Source organism: Kitasatospora sp. NPDC096077, assembly GCF_040303245.1.
In the GTDB taxonomy this organism is placed as follows: Bacteria; Actinomycetota; Actinomycetes; order Streptomycetales; family Streptomycetaceae; genus Kitasatospora.
The window spans coordinates 18,396-41,869 of record NZ_JBEOSV010000038.1 but is presented as its reverse complement, the minus strand read 5'-3'; the positions used below and the strand labels follow the sequence as shown (position 1 = coordinate 41,869).

Annotated in this window: 16 protein-coding genes and 1 riboswitch; of the genes, 10 read left to right on the top strand and 6 right to left on the bottom strand. The window is 73.6% G+C overall.

The features are described 5' to 3' along the window. Positions 1-29: 29 nt before the first annotated feature. Positions 30-413 (top strand): hypothetical protein, encoded by a 384-nt coding sequence (locus ABTZ03_RS27770; protein WP_350515819.1) that lies wholly within the window; start codon positions 30-32, stop codon positions 411-413. Here ABTZ03_RS27770 and ABTZ03_RS27765 read toward each other — a convergent pair. Both ABTZ03_RS27765 and ABTZ03_RS27760 read right to left on the bottom strand, forming a co-directional pair. Next, complete coding sequence (locus tag ABTZ03_RS27765) at positions 390-1,028, bottom strand: hypothetical protein (protein WP_350515818.1); 639 nt, start codon at positions 1,026-1,028, stop codon at positions 390-392. The genes ABTZ03_RS27770 and ABTZ03_RS27765 overlap by 24 nt on opposite strands. A 181-nt stretch (positions 1,029-1,209) precedes the next feature. Further along, entirely contained in the window at positions 1,210-8,331 is a 7,122-nt protein-coding gene (locus ABTZ03_RS27760; RefSeq protein ID WP_350515817.1) for a DUF7927 domain-containing protein, read from the bottom strand. A 55-nt stretch (positions 8,332-8,386) separates the two neighbouring features. Here ABTZ03_RS27760 and ABTZ03_RS27755 point away from each other — a divergent pair, with 55 nt between their 5' ends. After that, positions 8,387-8,719: a hypothetical protein gene (locus ABTZ03_RS27755; protein ID WP_350515816.1), complete on the top strand. Its 333-nt coding sequence runs from the start codon at positions 8,387-8,389 to the stop codon at positions 8,717-8,719. Positions 8,720-8,741: 22 nt separating this feature from the next. Here ABTZ03_RS27755 and ABTZ03_RS27750 read toward each other — a convergent pair whose 3' ends face one another. The 4 genes from ABTZ03_RS27750 to ABTZ03_RS27735 all read right to left on the bottom strand — a co-directional run bounded on the left by ABTZ03_RS27750 (position 8,742) and on the right by ABTZ03_RS27735 (position 12,712). Beyond that, the gene (locus tag ABTZ03_RS27750) at positions 8,742-9,143 is read right to left on the bottom strand and encodes an aegerolysin family protein (protein ID WP_350515815.1); all 402 of its coding nucleotides are present in this window, start codon (positions 9,141-9,143) and stop codon (positions 8,742-8,744) included. A gap of 211 nt (positions 9,144-9,354) precedes the next feature. After that, on the bottom strand, positions 9,355-10,068 hold the full coding sequence (locus ABTZ03_RS27745; RefSeq protein ID WP_350515851.1) for an IclR family transcriptional regulator: 714 nt from the start codon (positions 10,066-10,068) through the stop codon (positions 9,355-9,357). 216 nt (positions 10,069-10,284) lie between these two features. Beyond that, positions 10,285-10,428, bottom strand: a riboswitch (SAM riboswitch). A gap of 83 nt (positions 10,429-10,511) precedes the next feature. Beyond that, a complete protein-coding gene (locus tag ABTZ03_RS27740) occupies positions 10,512-12,023 on the bottom strand; it encodes an FAD-dependent monooxygenase (protein WP_350515814.1) in 1,512 nt (503 codons plus the stop codon). 53 nt (positions 12,024-12,076) lie between these two features. Continuing rightward, the gene (locus ABTZ03_RS27735) at positions 12,077-12,712 is read right to left on the bottom strand and encodes a PadR family transcriptional regulator (RefSeq protein WP_350515813.1); all 636 of its coding nucleotides are present in this window, start codon (positions 12,710-12,712) and stop codon (positions 12,077-12,079) included. A 319-nt stretch (positions 12,713-13,031) separates the two neighbouring features. Between ABTZ03_RS27735 and ABTZ03_RS27730 the strand changes: the two genes are divergently transcribed. The 8 genes from ABTZ03_RS27730 (at position 13,032) to ABTZ03_RS27695 (ending at position 23,473) form a co-directional block, all read left to right on the top strand. Further along, positions 13,032-14,294, top strand: a complete 1,263-nt coding sequence (locus ABTZ03_RS27730; RefSeq protein ID WP_350515812.1) for a hydroxymethylcytosylglucuronate/cytosylglucuronate synthase — start codon at positions 13,032-13,034, stop codon at positions 14,292-14,294. A gap of 75 nt (positions 14,295-14,369) precedes the next feature. After that, positions 14,370-15,371, top strand: coding sequence for a cytosylglucuronate decarboxylase (gene blsE / locus ABTZ03_RS27725; protein ID WP_350515811.1), 1,002 nt, complete (start codon positions 14,370-14,372; stop codon positions 15,369-15,371). Continuing rightward, entirely contained in the window at positions 15,359-16,336 is a 978-nt protein-coding gene (gene blsF, locus ABTZ03_RS27720; protein ID WP_350515810.1) for a CGA synthase-related protein, read from the top strand. The genes blsE and blsF overlap by 13 nt, the downstream gene beginning before the upstream one ends. A 134-nt stretch (positions 16,337-16,470) precedes the next feature. Continuing rightward, positions 16,471-17,631 (top strand): arginine 2,3-aminomutase, encoded by a 1,161-nt coding sequence (gene blsG, locus ABTZ03_RS27715; protein ID WP_350515809.1) that lies wholly within the window; start codon positions 16,471-16,473, stop codon positions 17,629-17,631. Beyond that, a complete protein-coding gene (locus ABTZ03_RS27710) occupies positions 17,628-18,809 on the top strand; it encodes a DegT/DnrJ/EryC1/StrS family aminotransferase (protein WP_350515808.1) in 1,182 nt (393 codons plus the stop codon). Before blsG ends, ABTZ03_RS27710 begins: the two co-directional genes overlap by 4 nt. Beyond that, positions 18,806-20,233: an ATP-grasp domain-containing protein gene (locus ABTZ03_RS27705; RefSeq protein WP_350515807.1), complete on the top strand. Its 1,428-nt coding sequence runs from the start codon at positions 18,806-18,808 to the stop codon at positions 20,231-20,233. Before ABTZ03_RS27710 ends, ABTZ03_RS27705 begins: the two co-directional genes overlap by 4 nt. After that, positions 20,230-21,558, top strand: a complete 1,329-nt coding sequence (locus tag ABTZ03_RS27700; RefSeq protein ID WP_350515806.1) for an MFS transporter — start codon at positions 20,230-20,232, stop codon at positions 21,556-21,558. Before ABTZ03_RS27705 ends, ABTZ03_RS27700 begins: the two co-directional genes overlap by 4 nt. Positions 21,559-21,601: 43 nt before the next feature. Then, positions 21,602-23,473 (top strand): hypothetical protein, encoded by a 1,872-nt coding sequence (locus ABTZ03_RS27695; RefSeq protein ID WP_350515805.1) that lies wholly within the window; start codon positions 21,602-21,604, stop codon positions 23,471-23,473. The last annotated feature ends 1 nt before the right edge of the window (position 23,474 follow it).

Sequence of the window (23,474 nt, the reverse complement as noted above, 5' to 3'; positions counted from 1 at the left end):
GATACGGTGCCGGTCGACGAAGGGAAGCCATGGAGGACCCGCAGTTCACCGTGACGCTGGCCGGCGCCTCACCCCGCGGGGCGGCCCGTCTCCGAGCGGTCCGCAGGGCGACCGGGCTGAGCCTGTGGCGCAGCGGCCTGCTCCTGGACAGCGGGACGTCCGTGCTGCTCGCGGAGGTCCCGTTCGAGCACGCGGCCCGCACTGCCCGCGAGCTCCGCCGGGCGGGCCTGGCGGTCGCCGTCAGCTGCGACGTGTGCCGACGCACCCTGCCCGAGGACGACTCCCCCGTCGACCCGGGCCCCTGCGCCGGGCGGTACTTTCCCACCGCCCACTGTCAGGCCAACTCCCTGACCAGCTGCGACTGTTCGTACTGCGTCGAGTACGGCCCGCTACCCGGCACGGCCGGGCGCTGAGCCCGGTTCGCCGGTGCCCGCCCGCCGGCGGCGCCACAGCCACCAGGTGCCGACCGCGCCACCCGTGCCGAGGGCGGCGGCGGTTCCCACCAGGGCGAGCCGGCGGCCGTCGCCGCCCTCCTCCGGCGGCGGTGCCGCCGCCCGGCGGCCGGCCGGCAGCAGGTCGAGGTGGCTGGCGCAGACCAGTGGCTGCTTGGCGTCGCCCTGGTAGGCACAGGCGGTGCTGGAGGAGCGCAGCACTTCGGGCCCGGTGTCGGCGAGTTCGGCGGTGGCGGTGAAGGTGCGGGTGGCACCCGGGTCGAGCGTGAGGTCTGTCCAGCTGGGCCGGTCGGCGTGGGCGGCCGCGTCGCCGGAGGCGGAGAGCGGACGGGCCGCGGCGGGCAGTTGCTGGGTGACCCGCAGTCCGGTCAGCGGCTGGGCACCGAGGTTGTGCAGGGTGACGGTCCAGGTGAGCCGGTCCCCGGGCCGGGCCTCCTGCCGCCCGTCGTCGAGCGCGATGGCGAGGTGCGGTCGGGCGTGCGGGTCGGCGGTCTCGGCCGCCCGGGCGGCCCCGGGCGCGAGGGCGCAGCCGGCCAGGACGGCGGCGGCGGCGAGCAGGTGACGGTGGCCGGGCATGCGACAACTCCTCGGGGCGGTACGCGGATCGGCCTCATTCGAGCAGCCGGACCGGTCACGGGTCGGCGCACCGCACGGTGGCGCCGCGGGGTTCCACTCACTCGGCCCAACACGGCGGCGGAGCCGCCCCCTTACCGGGAGCGGCTCCGCCGTGCGCTGGTCCGTCGATCGGACCGTCGGGTCAGCGCATGGTCCTCCTGCGCCGGACCGTCAGCCACAGTCCGGCACCCACCGTGATCAGCACGCCCGCAAGACCGAGCAGCGGTCCGGCGGGGGTGCCGCTCCCGGTGTTCGGAAGCGGGCCCGGGCCCGGCGAGGGCGAGGGCGAGGGCGAGGGGCTGGGCGAGGGGCTGGGCGACGGCCCGGGCGGTTCCGGGGTCACCGTCGCCGAGCAGGCCGGGTCGGTGGAGCCGGGCGGGCAGTTGGAGTCCGGGGCGGTGACGGTGTTACGCAGCTGCGCCGTGCCGGTGCTGGTCACCGAGTAGCGGACGGTGGTGCTCTCACCCGCCGCCAGCGCGCCGGTCCAGCTGAGCACCGGTCGCGCGTAGTCGACCCGGCCGGTGCCGGCGGTGGCGTCCGCGTTGTAGGTGGCGCCGGTGAGCACCTGCCCGAGGTCGTCGCTGAAGGACGCGTCGGGCACGTCGGTTCCGCCGTCGTTGGTGACGGTCACCGTGTAGGTGACGGTGTCACCCTTCTTGGCCTGCTGCCGGTCCGCCTTCTTGCTGAGGCTGAGGTGCCGTCCGTTCAGGTGGGTGCCGCACCGGGGGTCGACGTCACCGCTGGCACGACGGCCTCCCGGCATCGGCACCGGGCAGTTGCTGTCGGGCGCGGTGACCACGTTGTCCAGGCTTCCGGTGGCCGGGGTGCCGACGGTGACCGTGTAGCGGATCACCGCCTGCGCGCCGACCGCGAGGCTGCCCTGCCAGGTGAGTCTCGGCGCGGTGTAGTCGACGCTGCCGGTGGTGGCGGTGGCGTCGCCGTTGTAGCGGGCGGCGGCGAGCACGCCGGTCAGGTCGTCGGTGGCGGTGGCGTCGGTGTAGTCGGTGCCGCCGGTGTTGGTGACGGTGACGGTGTAGGTGACCAGGTCGCCGGACTTCACGGTGGTCCGGTCGGCCTGCTTGACGACCTCCAGTTTCCTCAGCGGGGTCTCCCGCGAGCAGGCCGGGTCGACCGAGTCGGCCGGGCAGTTGCTGTCGGGGGCGGTGACGGCGTTCTTCAGGGACTGCCCGGCGGGCACGGGGCTCTTGACCGTCACGCTGTAGCCGATGGTCGCGGCGGTGCCCGGTGCCAGGTCGCCGCTCCAGCGGAGGGTGCGGCCGTCGAGGGTGACGCTGCCGGTGGAGGCGGTGGCGTCGCCGTTGTAGTCGGCGGCGCCGAGCACCCCGGTGAGGTCGTCGGCGGCGGAGGCGCCCGGGTAGGCGACGGGGCCGTCGTTGCGGACGGTGAGGGTGTAGGTCACCTTGTCGCCGGGCTTGGCCTCGGTGACGTCGGTGGTCTTGGCGACGATGAGGTACCGGACCGGGACGGTGGTGCCGCAGGCCGGGTCGGTGGAGCCGGGCGGGCAGCTGCCGTCCGGTGAGGTGACGGCGTTGACCAGCTTGCCGTCCCCGGTGACCGGGCTGTTGACGGTGACGCTGTAGGTCACGGTCGCCGTCGCCCGGCCGGGGAGGTCGCCGTTCCAGCTGAGCACGGGCGCCCGGTAGCCCACCGTGCCCGCCGTGGCGGCGGCGTCGTCGCCGTATGTCGCCTTGTCCAGGACCTTGGTGAGGTCGTCCGTGAAGGACACCCCGGCCGCGTCCTCCTCGGCGAGGTTGGTGACGGTCACGGTGTAGGTGACCTTCTCGCCGGGCCGGGCGACGGCCGGGCTCGCGGTCTTGCCGATCCTGATGTTGCGGGCCGGCACGGTGTTGGTGCAGTCCGGGTCGGTGGAGCCGGCCGGGCAGTTGGAGTCGGGCGCGGTCACCGTGTTGACCAGCTTGCCGCTGCCGGTGATCGGGTTGTGCACGGTGACGCTGTAGGTGATGCGCGCCGAGGCGCCGACCGCCAGGTCACCGGTCCAGGTCAGGGTCGGCGCCGTGTAGCCCACCGTCCCCGCCGTGGCGGTGGCGTCGTCGCCGTACGCCGCGCCGTCCAGCACCTTCGACAGGTCGTCCCGGAAGGCGGCGCCGGGGTAGTCGGCCTGGCCGTCGTTGCTGACGGTGACCGTGTAGGTGACCTTCTCGCCGGGCTTGACCGAGGTCCGGTCGGCGCGCTTGACCACCTTGAGGTGCTTGACCGGCACGGTGTTGGTGCAGGCCGGATCGCCGTTCTCCGGGCGGCAGTTGCCGTCCGGGGAGGTGACGGCGTTGACCAGTTTGCCGTCGCCGGTGAGCGGGTTGTTCACCGTGACGCTGTACGTCACCTTGGCACTCCGGCCGGGCTGCAGGGCGCCGGTCCAGGTGAGCCGGGGCGCCGCGTAGGAAACGGCCCCGGTGTCCGCGGCGGCGTCACCGTCGTAGGCCGCACCGCCGATCACCTTGGTGAGGTCGTCGGTGAAGGTGGCGTTGGGGATGTCGGCCTGGCCGTCGTTGGTGACGGTCACCGTGTACGTGACCTTCCCGCCGGCCGTGGCCACGGCCGGGTCGGCGCTCTTGACGATCTTCAGCGAGCGCACCGGCACCGTGTTCGTGCAGTCCGGGTCGGTGGACCCGTCCGGACAGTTGCCGTCCGGCGAGGTCACCGCGTTGACCAGCTTCCCGCTGCCGGTGACCGGGTTGTCGACGGTCACGCTGTAGGTCACGCGCGCCGAGGCGCCGACCGCCAGGTCACCGGTCCAGGTCAGCGTCGGCGCCGCGTAGGCCACCGCACCGGCCGAGGCGCTCGCGTCGTCGCCGTACACCGCGCCGTCCAGCACCTTCGACAGGTCGTCGCGGAACGTCGCCCCGGCGATGTCCGTCTGCCCGTCGTTGGTCACCGTCACCGTGTAGGTGACCTTGTCGCCGGGCCTCGCCACGCTCGGGCTCGCGCTCTTGACGATCTTCAGCGAGCGCACCGGCACGGTGGTGCCGCAGGCCGGGTCGGTGGACCCGGCCGGGCAGTTGGAGTCCGGCGCCGTCACGGCGTTGACCAGCTTGCCGCTCCCGCTGATCGGGTCGTTGACGGTGACGCTGTAGGTCACCGTCGCCGAGGCGCCGACGGCCAGGTCACCGGTCCAGGTCAGGGTCGGCGCCGCGTAGCCCACCGCGCCCGCCGTGGCGGTCGCGTCCTTGTTGTAGGCCGCGCCGTCCAGCACCTTCGACAGGTCGTCGCCGAAGGTGGCCCCGGCGATGTCCGTCTGCCCGTCGTTGGTCACCGTCACCCGGTAGGTCACGGTGTCGCCCGGCTTGGCGACCGCCGGGCTCGCGGTCTTGGCCAGCCTCAGGTGCTTCAGCGGTACGACGGTGCCGCAGGCCGGGTCGGTGGATCCCGGCTGGCAGTTGCCGTCCGGCGAGGTGACGGCGTTGGCGAGCCTGCCGTCCCCGCTGATCGGGTCGTTGACGGTGACGCTGTAGCTGACCCGGGCCGAGGCGCCCACCGCGAGGTCCCCGGTCCAGGTCAGAACGGGCGCCGCGTAGGAGGCCGTTCCGGTGGTGGCGGCGGCGTCCTGGTTGTACCGGGCGTCGTCCACGACCTTGGAGAGGTCGTCGCTGAAGGTGGCTCCGGCGATGTCCGTCTGCCCGTCGTTGGTCACCGTCACCGTGTAGGTCACGGTGTCGCCCGGCTTGGCGACGGCGGGGCTGGCGGTCTTCGCCAGGTGCAGCGAGCGGATCCGTACGGTGTTGACGCAGTCGGGGTCGGTGGAGCCGGGCGGGCAGCTGCCGTCCGGCGAGGTGACCACGTTGACCAGCTTCTTGTCGCCGGTGGCCGGGTTGTTGACAGTCACCGTGTAGGTGACCCGGGCCGTGGCGCCCGCCGCCAGGTCGCCGGTCCAGGTCAGGGTCGGTGCCGTGTAGCTCACCGCGCCCGCCGTGGCGGTGGCGTCGTCGCCGTATGTCGCGTCGTCCAGCACCTGGCTGAGGTCGTCGCTGAAGGTGGCGCCGGTGACCGGGTCGGCGCCCTGGTTGGTGACGGTCACCGTGTAGCTGACCTTGTCACCGGGCTTGGCGACGGCCGGGCTGGAGGTCTTGACCACCTTGACGTCGCGCGCCGGGATGCGCGTCCCGCAGGCCGGGTCGGTCGAGCCCGCCGCGCAGTTGGAGTCGGGGGCGACCACCAGGTTGTCCAGGTGCTTGTCCCCGGTGTACGGGTCGTTGACCGTCACGCTGTAGACCACCGTGGCCGAGCTGCCGACCGGCAGGCTGCCGGTCCAGCTGAGCACCGGCGCCGCGTAGGCGGGGGTGCCGGTCGAGGCGGTGGCGTCGTCGCCGTACACCGCGTCGTCCAGCACCTTGGTCAGGTCGTCGCGGAAGCCGGCGTCCGGCACGTCGACCTGGCCGTCGTTGGTGACCCGGACGGTGTAGGTGACCTTCTCACCGGGCCGCAGCTCGGTGCGGTCGGCGGTCTTGCGCACGGTGAGGTGCTTGATCAGGACGGTGGTGCCGCAGGCCGGGTCGGTGGAGCCGGGCGGGCAGTTGGAGTCGGGGGCGGTCACGGCGTTGACGAGCCGGCCGTCGCCGCTCAGCGGGCTCCTGACGGTGACGCTGTAGGTGACGGTGGTGCTCGCGCCGGGCGCGAGGTCGCCGGTCCAGGTGAGCCTGGGCTCCAGGTAGGCGGTGCTGCCGGTGCCGGCCTTGGCGTCGCCGTCGTAGGAGGCGCCGGTGAGCACCCCGGTCAGGTCGTCGGTGACGGTGGCGCCCGGGTAGGGGGCGGTGCCGCTGTTGCGGACGGTCAGGGTGTAGGTCACGGTGCCGCCGACGCCGACCTGGGCCGGGCTGGAGGTCTTGGTGACCTCCAGGCGCTTGACCGGGACGACGGTGCTGCACGCCGGGTCGGTCGAGCCGGCCGGGCAGTTGGAGTCCGGCACGACGACGCCGTTGGCCAGCCTGCCGTCACCGGCGGTCACATCGGTCTTCACCTTGACCACGACCGTCACGGTGACCTTGCCGCCCTTGGGCACGTCGCCGTTCCAGACCACGGCCGAGCCGCTGAGCGCGGCGGTGCCGGCGCTGGCCGAGGCGCTGACGAAGTCGGCGTCGTCCAGCACCCCGCTGAGGTCGTCCGTCATGGTGGCGCCGGGGTAGTCGACGGTGCCGGGGTTCTCGATGACGATCGTGTAGGTGGCCGTCTCGCCGGGGCCGTAGCTGTCCTTGTCGGCGGTCTTGTGGGCGCGCAGCGCCTTGACCGGGACGACGGTGGTGCAGGCCGGATCGGTGGAGCCGACCGGGCAGTTGGAGTCGGGCGAGACCACGGTGTTGCCGAGCCGGAGGTCGCCGCGCGGCGGGCTGTCGACGGTGAAGGAGTAGCGGACCGTCACCGTGGCGCCCGCCGGGACGTCCCCGGTCCAGGAGATCCGCGGCTCCCGGTAGGCGACGGTGCCGGCGGTCGCGGTGGCGTCCCGGTTGTAGGTCGCGTCGTCCAGCACGCCGCTGACGTCGTCGGTGAAGGTGACCCCGGTGGCGGCCGCGCCGCCGGTGTTCTGCACGGTGACGGTGTAGGTGACCTTCTGGCCGGGCCGGGCCTCGGTGGCGTCCGCGGTCTTGGTCAGCTTCAGGCCGGTGACCACCACCGTGCTGGTGCAGTCCGGGTCGGTGGAGCCGGCCCGGCAGTTGCTGCCGGGCGCCACGACGGCGTTGACCAGCCGCTTGTCGCCGTTCGACGGGTCGTTCACCTTCACCGAGTAGGTGACGGTCGCGCTCTGGCCGACCTTCAGGTCACCCGTCCAGGACAGGGTGGGGCTGCGGTAGGAGACCGTACCGGCGCTGGCCCGGGCGTCACCAGCGTAGGCGGCGTCGTCCAGCACCTGGGTCAGGTCGTCGCTGAAGCTCGCCCCGGGAAGGTCCGTCGCGCCGGTGTTGGTCACCGTGACGGTGTACTTGACGGTGTCACCGGGCTTGGCCCGGGTGACGTCCGAGGTCTTCTTCACCGCCAGGCCGCCCACCGGGGTGTCGGTGGAGCAGGCGGGGTCGGTGGAGCCGGCCTGGCACTGGGAGTCCTTGGCGGTGACGGCGTTGCGCAGCCGCTTCGCGCCGCCGGAGCCGGGGTCGCCGACCGTCACCGAGTAGCTGACGGTGACGCTCTGACCGACCGCCAGGTCACCGGTCCAGCTGATCTTCGGCGCCGCGTAGCCCGCCGTGCCCGCCGAGGCCCGGGCGTCGCCGTTGTAGGCGGCGCCGGTCAGCACGTCGGTCAGGTCGTCGCTGAAGGCCGCGCCGGGGTAGTCGACCGCGCCGGTGTTCTTCACGGTGACGGTGTAGGTGAGGGTGTCACCGGGCAGCACGGTGGTCTTGTCCGCGGTCTTGCTCACCGTCAGCTGCTTCAGCAGGTTCTGCGAGGTCTGGCAGCTCGCCAGGTCGGTGAGGGCGTAGTCGCCGCCGGTGTTGGGCTTGGTGGTGCCCGTGGTGTTGCCGGAGTAGGTGCCGATGCTGACGGAGTCGCCGGTCTTCGGGTCCACCTTGAAGACCGTGCCGTCGTACTGGCCGAAGTAGATCGAGCCGTTCAGCCAGGCCATGCCGTAGTTGTAGGTTCCAGCGCTGCCGGCCGGGCCCTTCACCTGGACGACCCGCCGGGCCGTCCAGGTCGGGCCGGACATGTCGATCTGGTAGACGAAGAGCCCGCCGTACGAGACGGCCGTGTAGATGTTGCCGTCCGAGTCGACGAAGATGTCCGGCACGAAGGTGCCGTACTGCCACACGGTGTCACCGGGCAGGCCCTGGGGGTTCTGGGTGGTGGCGGCGCCGGTGGTGAGGTCCTCGCGGAAGATCAGCTTGTTGGCGCCGGAGTAGAGGTTGCCGGCGCCGTAGAGCACGGGCTTCGTCGGGTCCATGCCGAAGCCGCCCCAGACGTAGCCCGAGTTGGTCGGGGGGTTGGGGCTGGTGCGGGTCTGGCCGTTGTAGATGTCGGTGGTCACCGAGCCGGTGCCGTTGGCGACCTTGTAGAGCGGCTGCGGCGAGCTGCTGTAGGTCGAGGAGATGAAGGCCGGGCTGTTGGTGCCCGACGGGTCCGGGCCCATCGCCAGGTTCGCCGCCCAGGAGCCGGACGGACCGTTGTTGCCGGACTGCGCGGCGACGACGCGGTTGGTCGGTGTGGGGTTGCCGGCGGCGTCGTTCTGCAGCTCCATGATCGACTTGCCGGTCGCGATGTACAGGTGGCTGCAGTCCGCCTGCACCGGCAGCGTGTCGGAGACCACCGGCCACGCCTCCCCGGCCCGCACCTGAGCGCGCGCGGCGTCGGCGCCGGCGGCCGTGGCGCTCGCGGAGGGCGCCGCGGACGGCGTCGCGAACGGCGAGGGCGTCGGCAGCGGTGCGGCCGCCGCGCTCGGCGCCGCCGACGGGCCGGCCGTCGTGCTCGCCGCAGCCGCCGCTGTAGCCACCGTGGTCGCCGCAGCCGCCGTCGTCGCAGCACTCGTCGGGGAGGCCGTAGCCGCCGGGGATGGCGACGGGGTGGGCACCGCCCCGACCAGACAGGCGGCGGCCAGTGCCCCGGCCAACCACCTCCACCCACCGCGCTGCCACTGCCGTCTCGACCGGTCCATCATCGCCCTTCCCCTTCGGGGAGCCGTCCGCAGAAAAAGCTGAAGGATCAACAGATCCGTGCAGATCAGATGATGGAGGGCAAAACATCAGAATCCCGGCATTCACTCCGCCAGGTCACCGGTACGGCTGCGGCCACCCACCGAGCACCCCTGCCCGGTGGTCGCGGCGGCGGCCGGTGCGGGGGCCGGGCGGGCGCGGTGCAGGAGTAGCTGTTGGAGCCCGCGTACGGGTTGTTCCAGTGCACGGTGACGTTGCCGGCCCCGGCGGGGAGGTACTGGACCTCGCCCTCGGTGCCGGTCATGAAGCCGTCCGACTCGCTCTGCCACGAACCGCTGCGCCCCGGCGGGATGTTGCCCGGGGGCAGCTGGTTGTCGCTCCAGATGCCCCAGTTGAGGCGGTCGTAGGTGCTACTTCGCCGCGTACGAGGCTTGGGCCGAGCCCGAATGGCTCCTCCTGGTGGTGGCACTGGTCGTCGTCCTGATCCCGGTCACCTTCGTGTCGAGCCTCATCGACCCGGGGTGGTTCGGCGTGCTGGGCACCTCGGCGGCCGTGGTGCCCCGGTCGCTGGGTCTCGCCTGATCGCTACGGTCTCCGGGCGCTCCGCTCCGCCGCCCCGCTCGACGCGGAAGCGGGACAGCGGAAGCGCGACGGCGGAAGCGGGACGGTGGAGGCCCCGGTCAGGGGCGGCGCAGGGCTTCGGTGAGGTGCCCGGCCGCCTCGACGACAGCCTGGGAGAGGCGGGCGCCGGGGTGCCGGGTGAGCCGCTCGATCGGCCCGGAGACGGAGACCGCGGCCACCACCCGGTTGGACGGGCCGCGCACCGGGGCGGAGACGGAGGCGACGCCGGGCTCGCGCTCGCCGATGGACTGGGCCCAGCCGCGGCGGCGCACTCCGGCGAGGGCGGTGGCGGTGAAGCGGGCGCCCTGGAGGCCGCGGTGGAGGCGCTCCGGCTCCTCCCAGGCGAGCAGCACCTGCGCGGCGGACCCGACCTTCATCGGCAGGGCGAGGCCGACCGGGACGGTGTCGCGCAGGCCGAAGAGGCGCTCGGCGGCCGCCACGCAGATCCGGATGTCGCCCTGCCGGCGGTAGAGCTGGGCGGTCTCGCCGCTGACGTCGCGCAGGTGGGTGAGGACCGAGCCGGCGGCCGTCAGCAGGCGGTCGTCACCGGCGGCGGCCGAGAGCTCGGCGAGCCGCGGGCCGAGGACGAACCGGCCCTGCAGGTCCCGTCCGAGCAGGCGGTGGTGCTCCAGTGCGACGGCGATCCGGTGCGCGGTGGGCCGGGCCAGGCCGGTGGCGTCGACCAGCCCGGCCAGGGTGGCCGGACCGGACTCCAGGGTGCCGAGGATCGAGGTGATCTTGTCGAGCACGCCGACGCCGCTCGTGATCTCCAGGTTCTCCATGGACGGGTACTCCAGTCTCGGTTCCCGTGAGCGAAGGGTGGGTTCGGCTCACGGGTGCTCCACAGGGGGTGGGGTGGGGAGCGGGGGTGGTCAGCGAGAACAGGCCTGGAAAGTCGGCCACATGCCTGCGCCGGACACGAGACGGGTACGCGAAGGGGCCGGGGCGGGAAGCGCCCGGGCGAAGGACAGCACTGAGAGCACCGTGTCTCCTCATCTTTTCCCGCGCCACGTTGGCGACAGGCCGGAGTTGGCACTGACCCCGGACGGCACGGCGTGTACTTCGGACGCCGGGTCGAACGGGGAGTTGCCGGGGCTTCGTAGGGCCGGTCCCTCCACCCCTCTGGATGATTCGCGGAGAACGATACAAGACTTCCCGGGCATCTCGCCAAATCTTTTCCCGGCCCGCACACCCGGGACCCTGCCGCCCGGCCGTCTCAGGCCACCCGCGCCCCCTCCCCCGCCGGCTCGCCGAACCAGTGCCGCAGGGCCTGCCGGAGCCCGTCGGGGTCCTCCTGCCCGGCATCGCGCAGCAGCCAGCCGGTGTGCCCGTCCGGCCGGAGCAGGACGGCGCGGAGCCCGGGCTGCTCCGGGCAGTCCGCCGTGACGGTGGTCACCCGGTCCGCCCAGCCCGCCGCCGCCTCACCCACCGCCGCTCCGCGAACTCCCGCACCGCTTCCGCCCGTCAGGTCGAGCAGCACACCGCGGCCCGGGGCGAGCAGCTCGGACAGCCGGGTCGGGCCCGCGGCCGTGCTCAGGGTGAGGTCGGGGGCCAGCCGCCCGAGCCAGGGGTGGGCGGTGTCGGGGTGCGTGCCGTAGCGGGTGTCCAGTCCGGTGACGGTCTCGGCGAGGGCGCGGTTGCCCGCGGGGTGGCGGGCGACCCGGGTGAACAGGTCGACGAGCGGCCCGAGTCGGTCGTCCGCGGTGCCCAGCAGCACCTGGGCCCGGGTGGAGGCCAGGACACGCGCGCCCGCCGCGTGGCGTTCCTCGTGGTAGCTGTCCAGCAGGTGCGCGGGGGCGGTGCCGCGCACGGTGGCGGCGAGCTTCCAGCCCAGGTTGAACGCGTCGTCCAGGGCGAGGTTGACGCCGATCGCGCCGGCCGGCGGGTGGATGTGCGCGGCGTCCCCGGCCAGTACGACCCGGCCCCGGACGTACTCGGCGGCCTGCCGGGCGGCGTTGCCGAACCGGGTGGTCCAGCGCGCGGCGCGCAGGTCGACGGGGCGGCCGAGCGCCTCGGCGACGGCGGCGCGGAGCCGGTCGAGGGTGACCGGCTCGTCCCGGTCCGCCGGGGGCTGCCGGTCGGCGGTGATGATCCTCACGTAGCCGGGGCGGGGGATCACGAAGACGCTTCCGCCGGGGCCGGTGGACACGCCGAAGGGCAGTGCCGCCGGGTCGGCGGGTTCGACGTCGCCGAGCAGTGTGAAGGCCGTCGACGCGGTGCCGGGGAAGTCGATGCCGGCCTGTCGGCGGACGGTGCTGCGGCCGCCGTCGCAGCCGACCGCGTAGCCGGCCCGGACGCGGTGTTCGCGGCCGTCGGCGACGACCGTCGCGGTGACGCACTCGGCGTCCTGGGTCAGGGCGCGCAGCTCGTGTCCGCGCCGGATGTCCGCGCCCAGCGCGAGCGCGTGCGCCTCCAGCACCTCTTCGACCCGGGTCTGCGGGATGCCCGGTGAGAACGGGTGGTCGGTGTGGGCGCCGGCGAGGGTGAGCGTCACCGGCAGTCCGGAGAACGCGGCGTGCGGGACCTGCCAACCCTCGTCGATGAACCGGTCGGCGAGGCCGCGCCGGGCCAGCAGGTCCAGGGCACGGGCGTTGAGGTTGAAGCCCCGGCAGTAGGGCGGGCGTTGCGGGTGGCGTTCGAGGACGACGGTGTCGACGCCGGCGAGCCGGAGCTCGATCGCGAGCAGCAGGCCGGCCGGTCCGGCTCCGACGATCAGCACCTCGGTCATTCGGTGGTCCGCTCCCTCTTCGGATCGGGTGGCTCCTTCGGTCAGCACCTCGGTCATCGGGTGGTCCCCTCCCCGTCCGTCGGGCCGGTCCAGGTCCAGCCGTCCTCGGAGCGCTCGACCTCGGGCCAGGACAGGCGGCCGTCGCCGATCTCGGCGACGGTGCGCCGGGTCCACGCCAACTCGGCCTCCCAGGCGTGCAGGGCGCACTCGACCTCGATCATGAACAGCCGGGGCGCCTTCCCGGCGCCGACCGTGTCGGCCAGCACCGCCTTCGTCTCCTCGATCCGCCGGACCAGGTGCCCCGCCCGCTCGGTCAGTGCCTCCGCCGCGCCGTCGGGGCCGAGCGCACCGAGGTAGGACACCGCGGCCATGAACTTCGGGTACTCGGCGACGGGCCTGCGGAGGAGTTCGTCGATCCAGCCGACGAACTCGCTCCGGCCCAGTTCGGTCGTCGCGTACACGGTGCGTTCGGGCCGCCGGCCGTCGCGCGCCGTCTCCACCGGCTCGATCCAGCCGTGCCGCACCAGCGCCTCGACGGTGTCGTAGAGCGAGCCGGAGTTGACCTTGAAGCTGCTGTCCTTGTGGCGTTCCCGCAGGATGGCGGCCATCTCGTAGGGGTGCATCGTCCGTTCGAGCAGCAGGCCCAGTACGGCCAGCGCCAGGGTGTTGGAGATCTTCCGTCTGGTCATCACGTTCACCGATCCCTAGTAGTAGGAACCGACTATACGGCGCCGACCATCGGCCCGGAACAGGAACGGTCGGACTGCGTACGGAAATTGACGGCCAATGAGCGGACACCCGACCTGCTTGTCCGTGGAGCCGATTGACCGATGAGCCGCCCTCCGTCAACCCGTCCAACGACAAGTTCACCTGGTGAGGTGGTTAGGGCTCGATTATTCGTAGGTAGCCGAACCGGGCCCGTAATTCAGGCCTGGTACGAATACGGAACGACGGAAGAAGGACGGAACACAGCCAGAAGATCCGTAACGGACGGGGGAGTTGACACGGATGAAGGTGCAGAAGGAGACGACGGAGACCCGGACGGTCGCCGTGGCCGGGGTGGAGTTCGGGTGGGGCAGCTCGGGGAAGCTGGGCGCGGTGCTGTCCGCCCTCCGACACCGCGGCGGCGACCGACTGAGATTCATCGGCCTGGCCTCCGGGTTGGGCAGAGCGGTGCTCGCCGACCATCCGGTGGAGCGCTGGTTCGACCTCCCGAAGGCGCGGTCCGAGGAGGAGCTGCGCCGGATCGTCCGGGCACAGCGCGTGCAGGCCGCACTGGTGGTGCTGGACGGCGAGTTGGCGAACGCACTGCGTTCCTGCGGGGTGCCGGTGGTGTTCGTCGACAGCCTGCCGTTCCTCTGGACGGAGGGCGACCGCATCGACCTCCCGCTGGACGCCGAGGTGTACTGCGCCCAGCGGTGCGTGGAGCTGCCGCCGGAAGGCGCCCGGTTGCTGGCCGACGTGCGCCGACTCCGCTGGGTGGACGCCGTGATCGCCGACGGCACGGCCGCCCGCAGAGCCGCGCCGCCGCCGCACCCCCGGCGTGCGCTGCTCAGCCTCGGCGGACTGCGCGCACCCCAACTCACCGACTGGGCCTCCTATCCACGGCTCGTCCTGCCCGCGGCGCTGGAGGCGCTCACCGCGAGCGGGGTCACCGAGGTGCACATCGCGGGGAACCTGCCCGCCTGGCTGGCCGCGCAGTTGGTGGACTCCTGCGCCCATCCACCCGTCACCACGGTCGGGGCCCTCCCCCACGAGGAGTTCCTGCGCCGCCTGGCCGACTGCGACGTGCTGCTCACCTCCCCGGGGTTGACCACCCTGCTGGAGGCGGGCCGGCTCGGGACTCCCGCCCTCTGCCTGCCGCCGCAGAACCTCAGCCAGATCTTCAACGGCCGCTTCCACAGCCGGGCGCTCGGCGCCGACGTCCGGATCCGCTGGCCCGTGGAGGTGTTCGACGAGGACGAGGCGCTGGCGCTGCGGGCGCACGGCGAGGGGAAGGCGCTCGACCTGATCTACGGCGGCATCGCCCGCGCCGCCGACCTCGGCCGCCATCGCACCACGACGGCCGTCCGGGACGCCTTGGTCGAGCAGCTCCGACGCCTGGCCGAGGGGATCGGCCCCGGAGCCGCCGGGACCGGCTCCGATCGCCCCGGACCCGACTGGAGCGCCCTGACGAACACGGTCGGCACGGCCGGTGCGGCGCAGGTCGCCGACGCCCTGGTCCAGTTGCTGGCCGGCCGGCCCCCGGGAGCCGCCGACCCGGTCCGCTGACGTGTCCCCGCGCCGCCGACGGTACTGCCCCTCGACAGACCAGCCGGACCAGACGGAAAGGTCACAGGTGTCCCCGTGTCCCCCACCACGCACTCGCGCCCGCGCTACCTGTTCATCCGGATCCTCGAAGCCTGCAACGCCGACTGCTTCATGTGCGACTTCGCACTCTCCCGCGACGCCTACCGCTTCTCCTCCGCCGAGTTCGCCGAGCTGCTGCCGAAGGCCCGCGCGGCCGGGGTGGCGTACGTCCGCTTCACCGGCGGCGAGCCGCTGATGCACCCGGAGGTGGTCGAGCTGGTCCGGGCCGGGGCGGCGGCCGGGATGAAGATGTCGATCATCACCAACGGCTCGCTCCTCCCCAAGCACGTCAAGGACCTGGCGGCGGCCGGGCTCGCCCAGGTGATCGTCAGTCTGGACGGCGCCTCGGCCGGCACCCACGACGTCTACCGCCGCTCCCCCGGGATGTTCGAGGCCGGGCTGCGCGGGCTGCGGCAGGCCGCCGACCTCGGCGTGCTGCCGCGCGTCAACACCGTGGTCGGGCCGCACAACTACGCCGAAATGCCGGAACTCCAGCGGGTGTTGACGCAGGCCGGGGTCCGCCAGTGGGAGCTGTCGGCACTCAAGCTGGACCGCACCATCCGGTACCCCGACCCGGAACACGTGCGCGCCGTCTGCGACCCGCTGTACCGGGCCGACCCGGCGGCCCTCCTGGTCCCGATGGGCAAGCGCTTCTACGGGGACACGCCCGAGGAGCAGTGGCAGTACTTCGAGGACTCCACCCCGCCCCGGGCCTCGCTGCCGCTCTGCCACGTCACCGACGACGTGATCTACCTCGACGGCCGGCGCGGCCGGCTGCACGCCTGCAGCTGCATCCCGCACCGGGACGAGTCCGACGGCCCGGGCGGCGCGCCGCTGCGCGAGAACGGCGTCGTCCTGCTGGACACCCCCGCCTTCCGGTCCCACGCGGACCACTTCCGCGAGCAGGGCCCCCAGGTGTGCAGCGGCTGCTCCACCACGGCGGCGGGCTACAGCGACGACGTCGCCCGGCTGGGGACGGTGACACCGTGGCAGTACTGACCGACCGGCGGGCCGTGCTGCTCGCCTGCCGCGAGGAGCAGTTGGACTCCCTGCTCGCGCTGCGTCGGATCGCCGCCCATCTCGGGGACCTGCCCCGGCTCGGGCCCATCGACGCCCAGCGGCCCGACGGCCGACGGCCGGGTGCCGCCCTGGTCTGCGACGACGAGGCGACCACCGCCCACCTCGTCCGGCTCGGCGTGCCGGTGCTGCACCTGTCCTCGACCCCGTTCGCCCCGGCCGCGACCACCCCGCCCACTCCGCTCTCCTCGCCCACTCCGCCCGATCCCACCGGCGCCGTCCTCTCCCGCGCCCACTGGCCCGGCTGGCTGGACCGCCCACCCGGCGTCCGCCCCACCGGCCTGCTCGCGCCGACCCGGCTGACCCGCAACCGCGACCGGCGCGGCACCCTGCTGCTGCTCTCGCTCTGGGGCGTCCCCGGGTCGGAGGCCGAGTCCTTCACCGCCCGTCGGCTGCCGGCGCTGATCGACGAGGCCGTCCGCCGCACCGGCTGCTGCACCGTCATCTGCGACACCTCGCTCGACCTGGTCCGCGCCGCGACCGCCGGTCTGCCCGGCACCACGGTGGTCCGTGCCGCGGACACCAACGTCGACGCCCGGCACGCCGAGTCCGAACTGCTGCTCGCCTCCCCGACCATGGCCGCCCTGGCACTGGCCCGCGCCCGGCGCGCCCCGCTCGCCTTCCTGCCCCCGCTCGGCCCCACCCAGCGGGCCCTCGCCGAACAACTCTCCCGGCTCCTCCCGATCCCGACCCTCGACCCGACGACCTCACCGGACGTCGCGCAACCGACCGACCCCGGCGCTCCGGCCCGCCCCACCGACCGGGCCGTCTGGCTCCCTCCCCCGCCGGAGGTCCAGTGGGCCCCGCTCGGACCCGAGCTGGACGACCTGCGCGGGGCCCAGGCCGTCGCCCGTACCGTCCGCCAACTGCTGCTCGCGCCGCTGTAGGCCACCGCGCCGCCCGACCCGGGCGCCCGCACCGGCAGTCGGCCGGGAGGCGCCGGCCCTCGGCACCCCCGGCCGTCAGCACACAGCACCCCGACCCCGAACACCCGACACCCACAGCCCCGTACGGAGCCACCGTGTCCCACTCCGCCCGCACCGAACGCAACCTCAGCACCTCCGAACCCCAGCCCACCCCCGCCGAGTGGGACGACTGGCGCTGGCACATGCGCAAGCGCATCAACACCGCCGAGAAGGCCCGGCAGTGGATCAACCTCACCGCCGACGAGGAGCGCGCCATCGCCGGGGTGGCCGGCCGCTACCGCTGGAGCGTCACGCCGTACTACGCCTCGCTGATGGATCCGGACGACCCGCTCTGCCCGGTCCGCCAGCAGGCCGTCCCGGCCGCCGAGGAGCTGCTGGAGTTCCCTGGCGCCGAGGTGGACCCGGTCGGCGACACGCTCTACCGGCGGACCAACCGGGTGGTGCACAAGTACCCGGACCGGGTGATCCTGCTGGTCACCGAGGCCTGCCCGGTCTACTGCCGGCACTGCACCCGCAAGTTCCACACCACCGACCTCCAGGGCAGCTACTTCCGCGACGACGAGGGCGGCGCCTACGACGAGGACCTGCGCTACATCGCCGACCACCCGGAGATCCGGGACGTGCTGCTCACCGGCGGCGACCCGCTCTCCTACCAGGACGGCCGGCTGGAGGAGATCATCGCCGGTCTGCGGGCGATCCCCAGCGTCGAGATCATCCGGATCGGCTCCCGCTTCCCCGTCCTCCTCCCCCAGCGGATCACCGACGAATTCTGCGCGATGCTCGCCCGCTACCACCCGGTCTGGCTGAACACCCACTTCAACCACCCCAAGGAGATCACCCCCGAGGCCGCCGCCGCCGTGGACCGGCTGCTGCGGCACGGCGTCCCGGTCGGCAACCAGACCGTGCTGCTGCGCGGCATCAACGACGACGTGCCCACCATGCGCCGCCTGATGACCGAGCTGCTGCGGATCCGGGTGCGCCCGTACTACCTGTACCACTGCGACAACGTGACCGGCGTCGCCCACTTCATGACCTCCGTCGAGAAGGGCTGGGAGATCATGGACGGCCTCCAGGGCCACATCACCGGCTTCGCCGTGCCCCAGTACGTGCTGACCACCAAGATCGGCAAGATCCCGGTCGCCCGTCCCTCCTTCACCGAGACGCCCGACGGCGGGCTGCTGCTGCACAACTTCCGCGGCCAGCAGCTGCGCATCGACGCCGCCACGCACCCGATCACGGAGACCGACGCCCGATGACCCTCCACGACCGCCAAGGCCAGCGCTTCCTCCCCTACGGCGCCAACTACCTCGACTGGCAGGACATGCCGGAGCTGCGCGAGGTGATCGAGCACCAGGTGCTGTTCCGCTACCAGACCGAGCAGGAGAGCATGGCCTCCCGGCTGGAGCGCCTGGTGAGCGCACGCCTGGGCGTCGCCCGGACGCTGGCCGTGCACAACGCCACCGAGGCGCTGCGGCTGGCGCTGATCTCCACCCGCCCCTCGGTCGGCGACCTGGTGCACATCCCGGCGGTCACCTTCGTCGCGGTGGCCGGCGCGGTGCTCTCCTGCGGGCTGATCCCGGTCCTGGTGGACGCCGACGAGTCGCTGTCGCTGGACCCGACCCTGCTGCCCGCCGACGCCGAGCGGGTGATCGTCGCCCACATGGAGGGCTCGGTGGCCGCCCTGCCGCAGGGCGTGCCCTATGTCATCGAGGACTGCGCGCAGACCCTCGGCGGGCGCTTCCCGGACGGCCGGGAGGTCGGCACCGCGGGCTACGCGGGGGTGTACAGCTTCCACCACAACAAGGTGCTGACCTCCGGCGAGGGCGGGTTGGTGGTGAGCGACGACGAGCAGGCCTGGGCGAGGATGCGCTGCTACCACGACCACGGCTCGGCCCGGGTCCCCGGCCGCTACCCGACCTGGGACCAGGACGCCCACTACGGCGAGAACTTCGTCACCAGCGAGGAGGTGGCCGCGATCCAGTGCCAGCAGTTCCGGCACCTGGACGAGGTGCTGGCCGGCCTGGAGCGGATGTACGGCCTCGCCCTGGAGGCGCTGCCCAACCGCACCGACCTCCAGGCGCTCCCGCGCACCCGGGGCGACGTCAAGGTGAGCCTGCGGTTCCGCTGCGAGTCCCGCGAGCTGCGCGACGCCGCCGTGGCCGCCCTCACCGCCGAGGGCATCGCCAACTGGACGCTGGGCAAGTACCTGCTGCCCGAGCACCCGGTGCTGACCGGGCGCCGCTCGCTGTACGCCGACGGCTTCCCGTGGAGCCTCGCCCCCGAGGGGCAGGCACTGGCGCTCAGCCGGGACGGCTTCGCCCGCACCCGTGACCTGCTGGAACGCACCCTGTGCATCCCGCTGTCGCCCGAGCTGCCGCAGGAGCAGCAGGCGGTGGCGGTCAAGGCGATCCGACGCGTGCTGGAGGCGGTATGAGCACCCCCGCCCCGCGCGGCGCCCCGCCCGGCGGGTCCTTCGGTCCCCCGTCCGGCAGCCCGCCCGGTGGATCGCCCGGCAGCCCGCCGGACGCCCCGGTGCTGCTCCTGGTCGACGACCGACCATCCTCCTTCACCCGGTACGCGGTCCGGACGATCCCCGACCACCTGGTGCTGCTGCGCTTCGAGGAGGTGCGGGACGACCTGCCCGAGGAGCACCTGCGCCGCACCGCGCACCTGCCCGTGTTCTGTGTGCGCGCCGGGGCCCCGATCGCCCGGGAGGCGACCCGCTACCGCGCGTGGGCGAAGGGACTGCCGGCCCCGCCGAGCAGGTTCTGCAATCCGAGCGAGCCGCGCCAGGCGGTGGCCCAGCGCTTCGCCCAGCTGATCGGACTGCCGCACCTGAGCGGCCAGCAGGTCGCCTGGGTCCGCGACAAGGCCGAGATGAAGCGACGCTTCCGCGAACTCGGGCTGCGCACCGCCGAGTTCACGCGGGTCCGGACGGCCGGGCAGGTCCACTGGTTCGCCGCCACCCACGGCTGGCCGGTGGTGCTCAAACCGGTGGACTCCTTCGCCTGCGTGGACACCCACCGACTGGACGGGCCGGAGTCGCTCGCCGGCATCGACCTCACCGCCCGGGACTGGATGGTCGAACAGTTCCTCGGCGGCACCGAGTGGGAGGTCTGCGCCGTCATCCACCGGGGCGAGGTGCTGGACGCCTGGCCGAGCGCGATGCCCTGCCGCCCGCTGGACATCGTCGACGGTGCGATGAACGCCAACATCAGCGTCGGCACCGCCGAGGCCCCGCCGGTCGACCTGCGCGGGCTGGTGCAGCGGATCGTCACCGGCATGGGCATCGACCACGGCTACGCCCACATGGAGTTCTTCCTGATCGACGACCGGCTGTTCGCCGGGGAGATCGGGATCCGGCTGGCCGGCTGCGAGATCCCGGCCAACCACGGGCACGCGTACGGCTTCGACGTCTTCGGCGCCACCCTGGACGTCTACCGGGGCATCCGGCCGAGCCTCGACTACCTCCTCCGCCGCTGCGCGGGAGACCTGCTGCTCCCGTTGCCGGGCTCCGGCACGGTCCGCCGGATCACCCCGACGGAGGACCTGTTGCGTGTCCCCGGGGTGGTCGAGGCCGTTCTCAAGGTCGGTGTCGGCGACACGGTGTCCGCCCGGCGGGCCTCGCACAACGCGTCGGGGTACGTCCACGTCGTCGGCGCCTCGATCGAGGAGGTGGAACGGCGGATGCGCGAGGTGCTCGGCGCGTTCACCATCGAGCTCGGCCCGGCGGGCGAGGGCACGGCGACCGACGGTCCGACCGCCGACGCCGACGACACAACCTCGAACGGCACGGCCCCGAACGACACCGCCCCGGACGACGCCGCCGGGACCCCCGCGATGGAAGGCGCACGGTGAGCGACACCCCGCCCGCGGCGCCCCCCGCCGACACCCTGGCCACCCGCGTCGGCGCGCTGCTGCGGCGCCCGCAGGTACCGGCGGTGGCCGGGTGGAGCGTGGTGTCCCGGCTGCCCGTCTACCTGATGTCGTTGGCCACCGTCCTGGTGGTGCGCGAGCAGGGCGGCAGCTTCGCGCAGGCCGGGCTGACCAGCGCGCTGTACACCGCCGGGATGGCGGTCGGCGGCCCACTGGTCGCCCGGCGGCTGGACCGTGCCGGGCGCCGGCCGGTCCTGCTCGCCACCGGCCTGCTCTACCCGGCCGCGCTGGCCGCCCTCGCCTGGGGCACCCGGCCCGGCGGCTGGGCCCAACTGGTGGTCGCCGCCCTGGCCGGGATCGCCCTGCCGCCCGCCAACGCCTGCATGCGCTCGCTCTGGGCCCGGCTCCCGCTGTCCGACACCGAGCGGGACACCGCCTACCTGTGGGAGGCCGTCCTCGCCGAGGTGCTGGTGATCGGCGCGCCACTGATGCTGGCCGCGCTGATGCTGGCCGGGTCGGCCGCGCTCGCGCTGACCGTCGTCGCGGCGCTGGGCGGCACCGGTGCGCTCGGCCTGGCCCTGGTCCGGCTGCCGACCGGGACCGATCCCGCGCCGTCCGCCGAACGGCGCGACCTGCTCGGCCCGCTGCGCAGCCCGGCCATGCTCGCGCTGACCGCCGTGATGGCCTCCTGCGCGGTGCCGATCGGGCTGCTCACCCTGGCCATCCCGGCCTTCGTCGCCGCCCACGGCTCCCCCGGCGGCACCGGCGCGGTCTACGCCTGCTGGGGCGTGGGCAGCGCGCTGGGCGCCGTCTGGCTCGGCCGTTCCCAGTCCGACGTCCCCGCGCCGACCCGCTTCCCGCGCCTGGTGCTGGCGTACGCGCTCGGCACCGGCCTGACCCTGACCGCCACCTCCCAACCGCTGCTCGCCCTCGCGCTGGCGCTCGGCGGTGCGCCGATCGCGCTGGTGTCGGCGGTGGAGATGACCCTGGTCGGCGCGGTGGCGGACGGCCGTTCGCTGGCCGAGGCCTTCACCTGGGCCTCGCTCGCCTCCGTGCTGGGCGACGCGGTCGGCCAGCAGGCGGGCGGGCTGCTGGTGGAGCCGGTCGGGGCGCGCGGGGTGTTCGCCGTGGCCTTCGGCGCCGCGCTCGCGGCGGCCGCCCTGGCCTTCGCCTGCCGCCCCCTGCTCACCCGCGCGACCACCGCCCCCGCCGCCCCCGATGCCACCTCCGACGCCACCCCCGCCGCCATCGCCACCCCCTCCGACGCCACCGCCGCCACGGTCACCGAGCCGGAGCGCACCGCATGACCACGCTGCCCACCCACCCTTCCCCGCCCCGAGGTCACCGACGATGAAGCCCGCAGGCCCGCTCTTCCGGCCGGTCAAGTTCACCCAGCTCCCCACCGCCGTCAAGGAGTTCCTCGACGCGACAGCAGCCCCGGAAGCAACGGACGCAGGAGGTGAAGCAGCCGCCGTCCCCGTCCCGGTCGAGGGCCGGGAGGACCTGGTGCAGAGCCTCGACCTCGCCGCCCGCCTCTACCGCACGCTCGGCCGCCCCCACCCGGTCGACCACGGCGTGCTGCTCGGCGCGGAGCAACTCCCGGACGGCGTCGCCGACCTGGCCCGCCCGCTGGCCCGCCACTGGCTGACCGAGGAGCAGCTCGCCGACGCCCCGGCCTTCCTCCGCGACCACCCGGGCAGCCTGCTGCTGGTCGGCTGCTACGACCGGCTCACCCTCGACCCGGTGCGCTCGCTGCTGCTCGCCACCTACCGCAGCCGCACCCACGCGCTCACCCTGCTCAGCGGCCGCGACGCCGCCTCGCTGGCCTGGAGCGTGGCCAAGCAGTACGCCCGCCCGGACGCTGAGGTGGACGCCGTCGGCCTGTTCACCGACACCGACCGGCCCCCGCACCTGCCCGGCGTGCAGGTCTTCGACGACCGGGACTTCGAGCAGGTGGACATCCAGTCCACGATCCTCGACAGCCGCTGGCGCAAGGTCGCCTTCCAGGGCCACGGCAAGGACGACAGCGTCAACCTGGGCGAGTTCACCATCTGCGGCCTCAGCCCGGCCGCCCCCGCCCGGCCCGGGCTGCTCGGTCCGCGCTGCGCGTACGGGCTGCCCTGCTACAAGCCCGAGGACAAGCTCGTCCCGCTGCACCGGGTGCCCGCCGTGGAGGTGGTGCTGAGCGCCTGCAACAGCGGGCCGCTGGCGGACCTCGCGCTCTACGATCCCAAGTACCAGCTGCTGCTCAACGCCCTGGACGGCCCGGCCCGTACGGTCGTCGCGGCGGTCTCGGTGCACGACTCCGACCGGCCGGAGAACGTCGCCTGGATGCGTTCGGCGCTGGCCGGCGGCGACACCGTGGACACCCTGAACGCCAGCCTGGCCGGCTCCCACCCCTACCCGGCCTTCCTGCGCTTCGGTCTGCCGGAGGAGCCCGAACCGGCCGCCGCCCGGCCCGCCTTCGCGGAGCACCGCCCGGACCCCCTGCTGCTCACCGTCGGACGCCGGCTGACCGCCCTGCTCGGCTCCGAACTCCTGCCGCACAACCACGTCCTGCGCCCCCGGCTGACCAAGCTGGCCCGCAAGGTGGACCTCTGGGTGGCCCGCCCGACCCACCTGGCCGACCAGTCGGCCGAGGAGATCCGCGTCTCGCTCACCGCCGACCTCCAGTCGCTCGACCACGTCATCGCCGGGCAGGTCACGGCGAACCCCGAGGACGAGCTGATGAACTACCCGGCGCACTTCGGCGACCGCAGCTCGCTCGATCCCGAGGTCCGCGAGGTGACCTGCCACTGCGGGCGCCCCTCCCAGGAGTTCACCCGGCGCGGCCTGCTGCCGAACGTACTCGACACCACCTGCGCGGTCTGCATGCGCTGCGGGGACGTCACCTTCCGACTGCCGGAGGCGCCCGCCCTGCTCGCCCACGCCGAGGACGAGGTCCGCCAGGGCGGTGTGCTGGAGGTGCGCGCCGCGCTCACGGCGCCCCGCGGCGGCCCGGTCCGGCTGGGCCTGTTCGTCCCGACCTACCTGCGCGAGGAGGTCACGGTCGAGCCCGGTTCGACGAAGGTCCGGGCGGTCGGCGGCCAGGCGCAGGACGTGCACTTCCGGATCCGCTTCGACCCGGCCACCGCCCCGCAGGCCTACTACTTCACCGTCTTCGCCGTCCAGGACCTCGCCGTCTCCACGGCCCGGCGCCACTTCGGCGTCCTGCCCCGTTGAC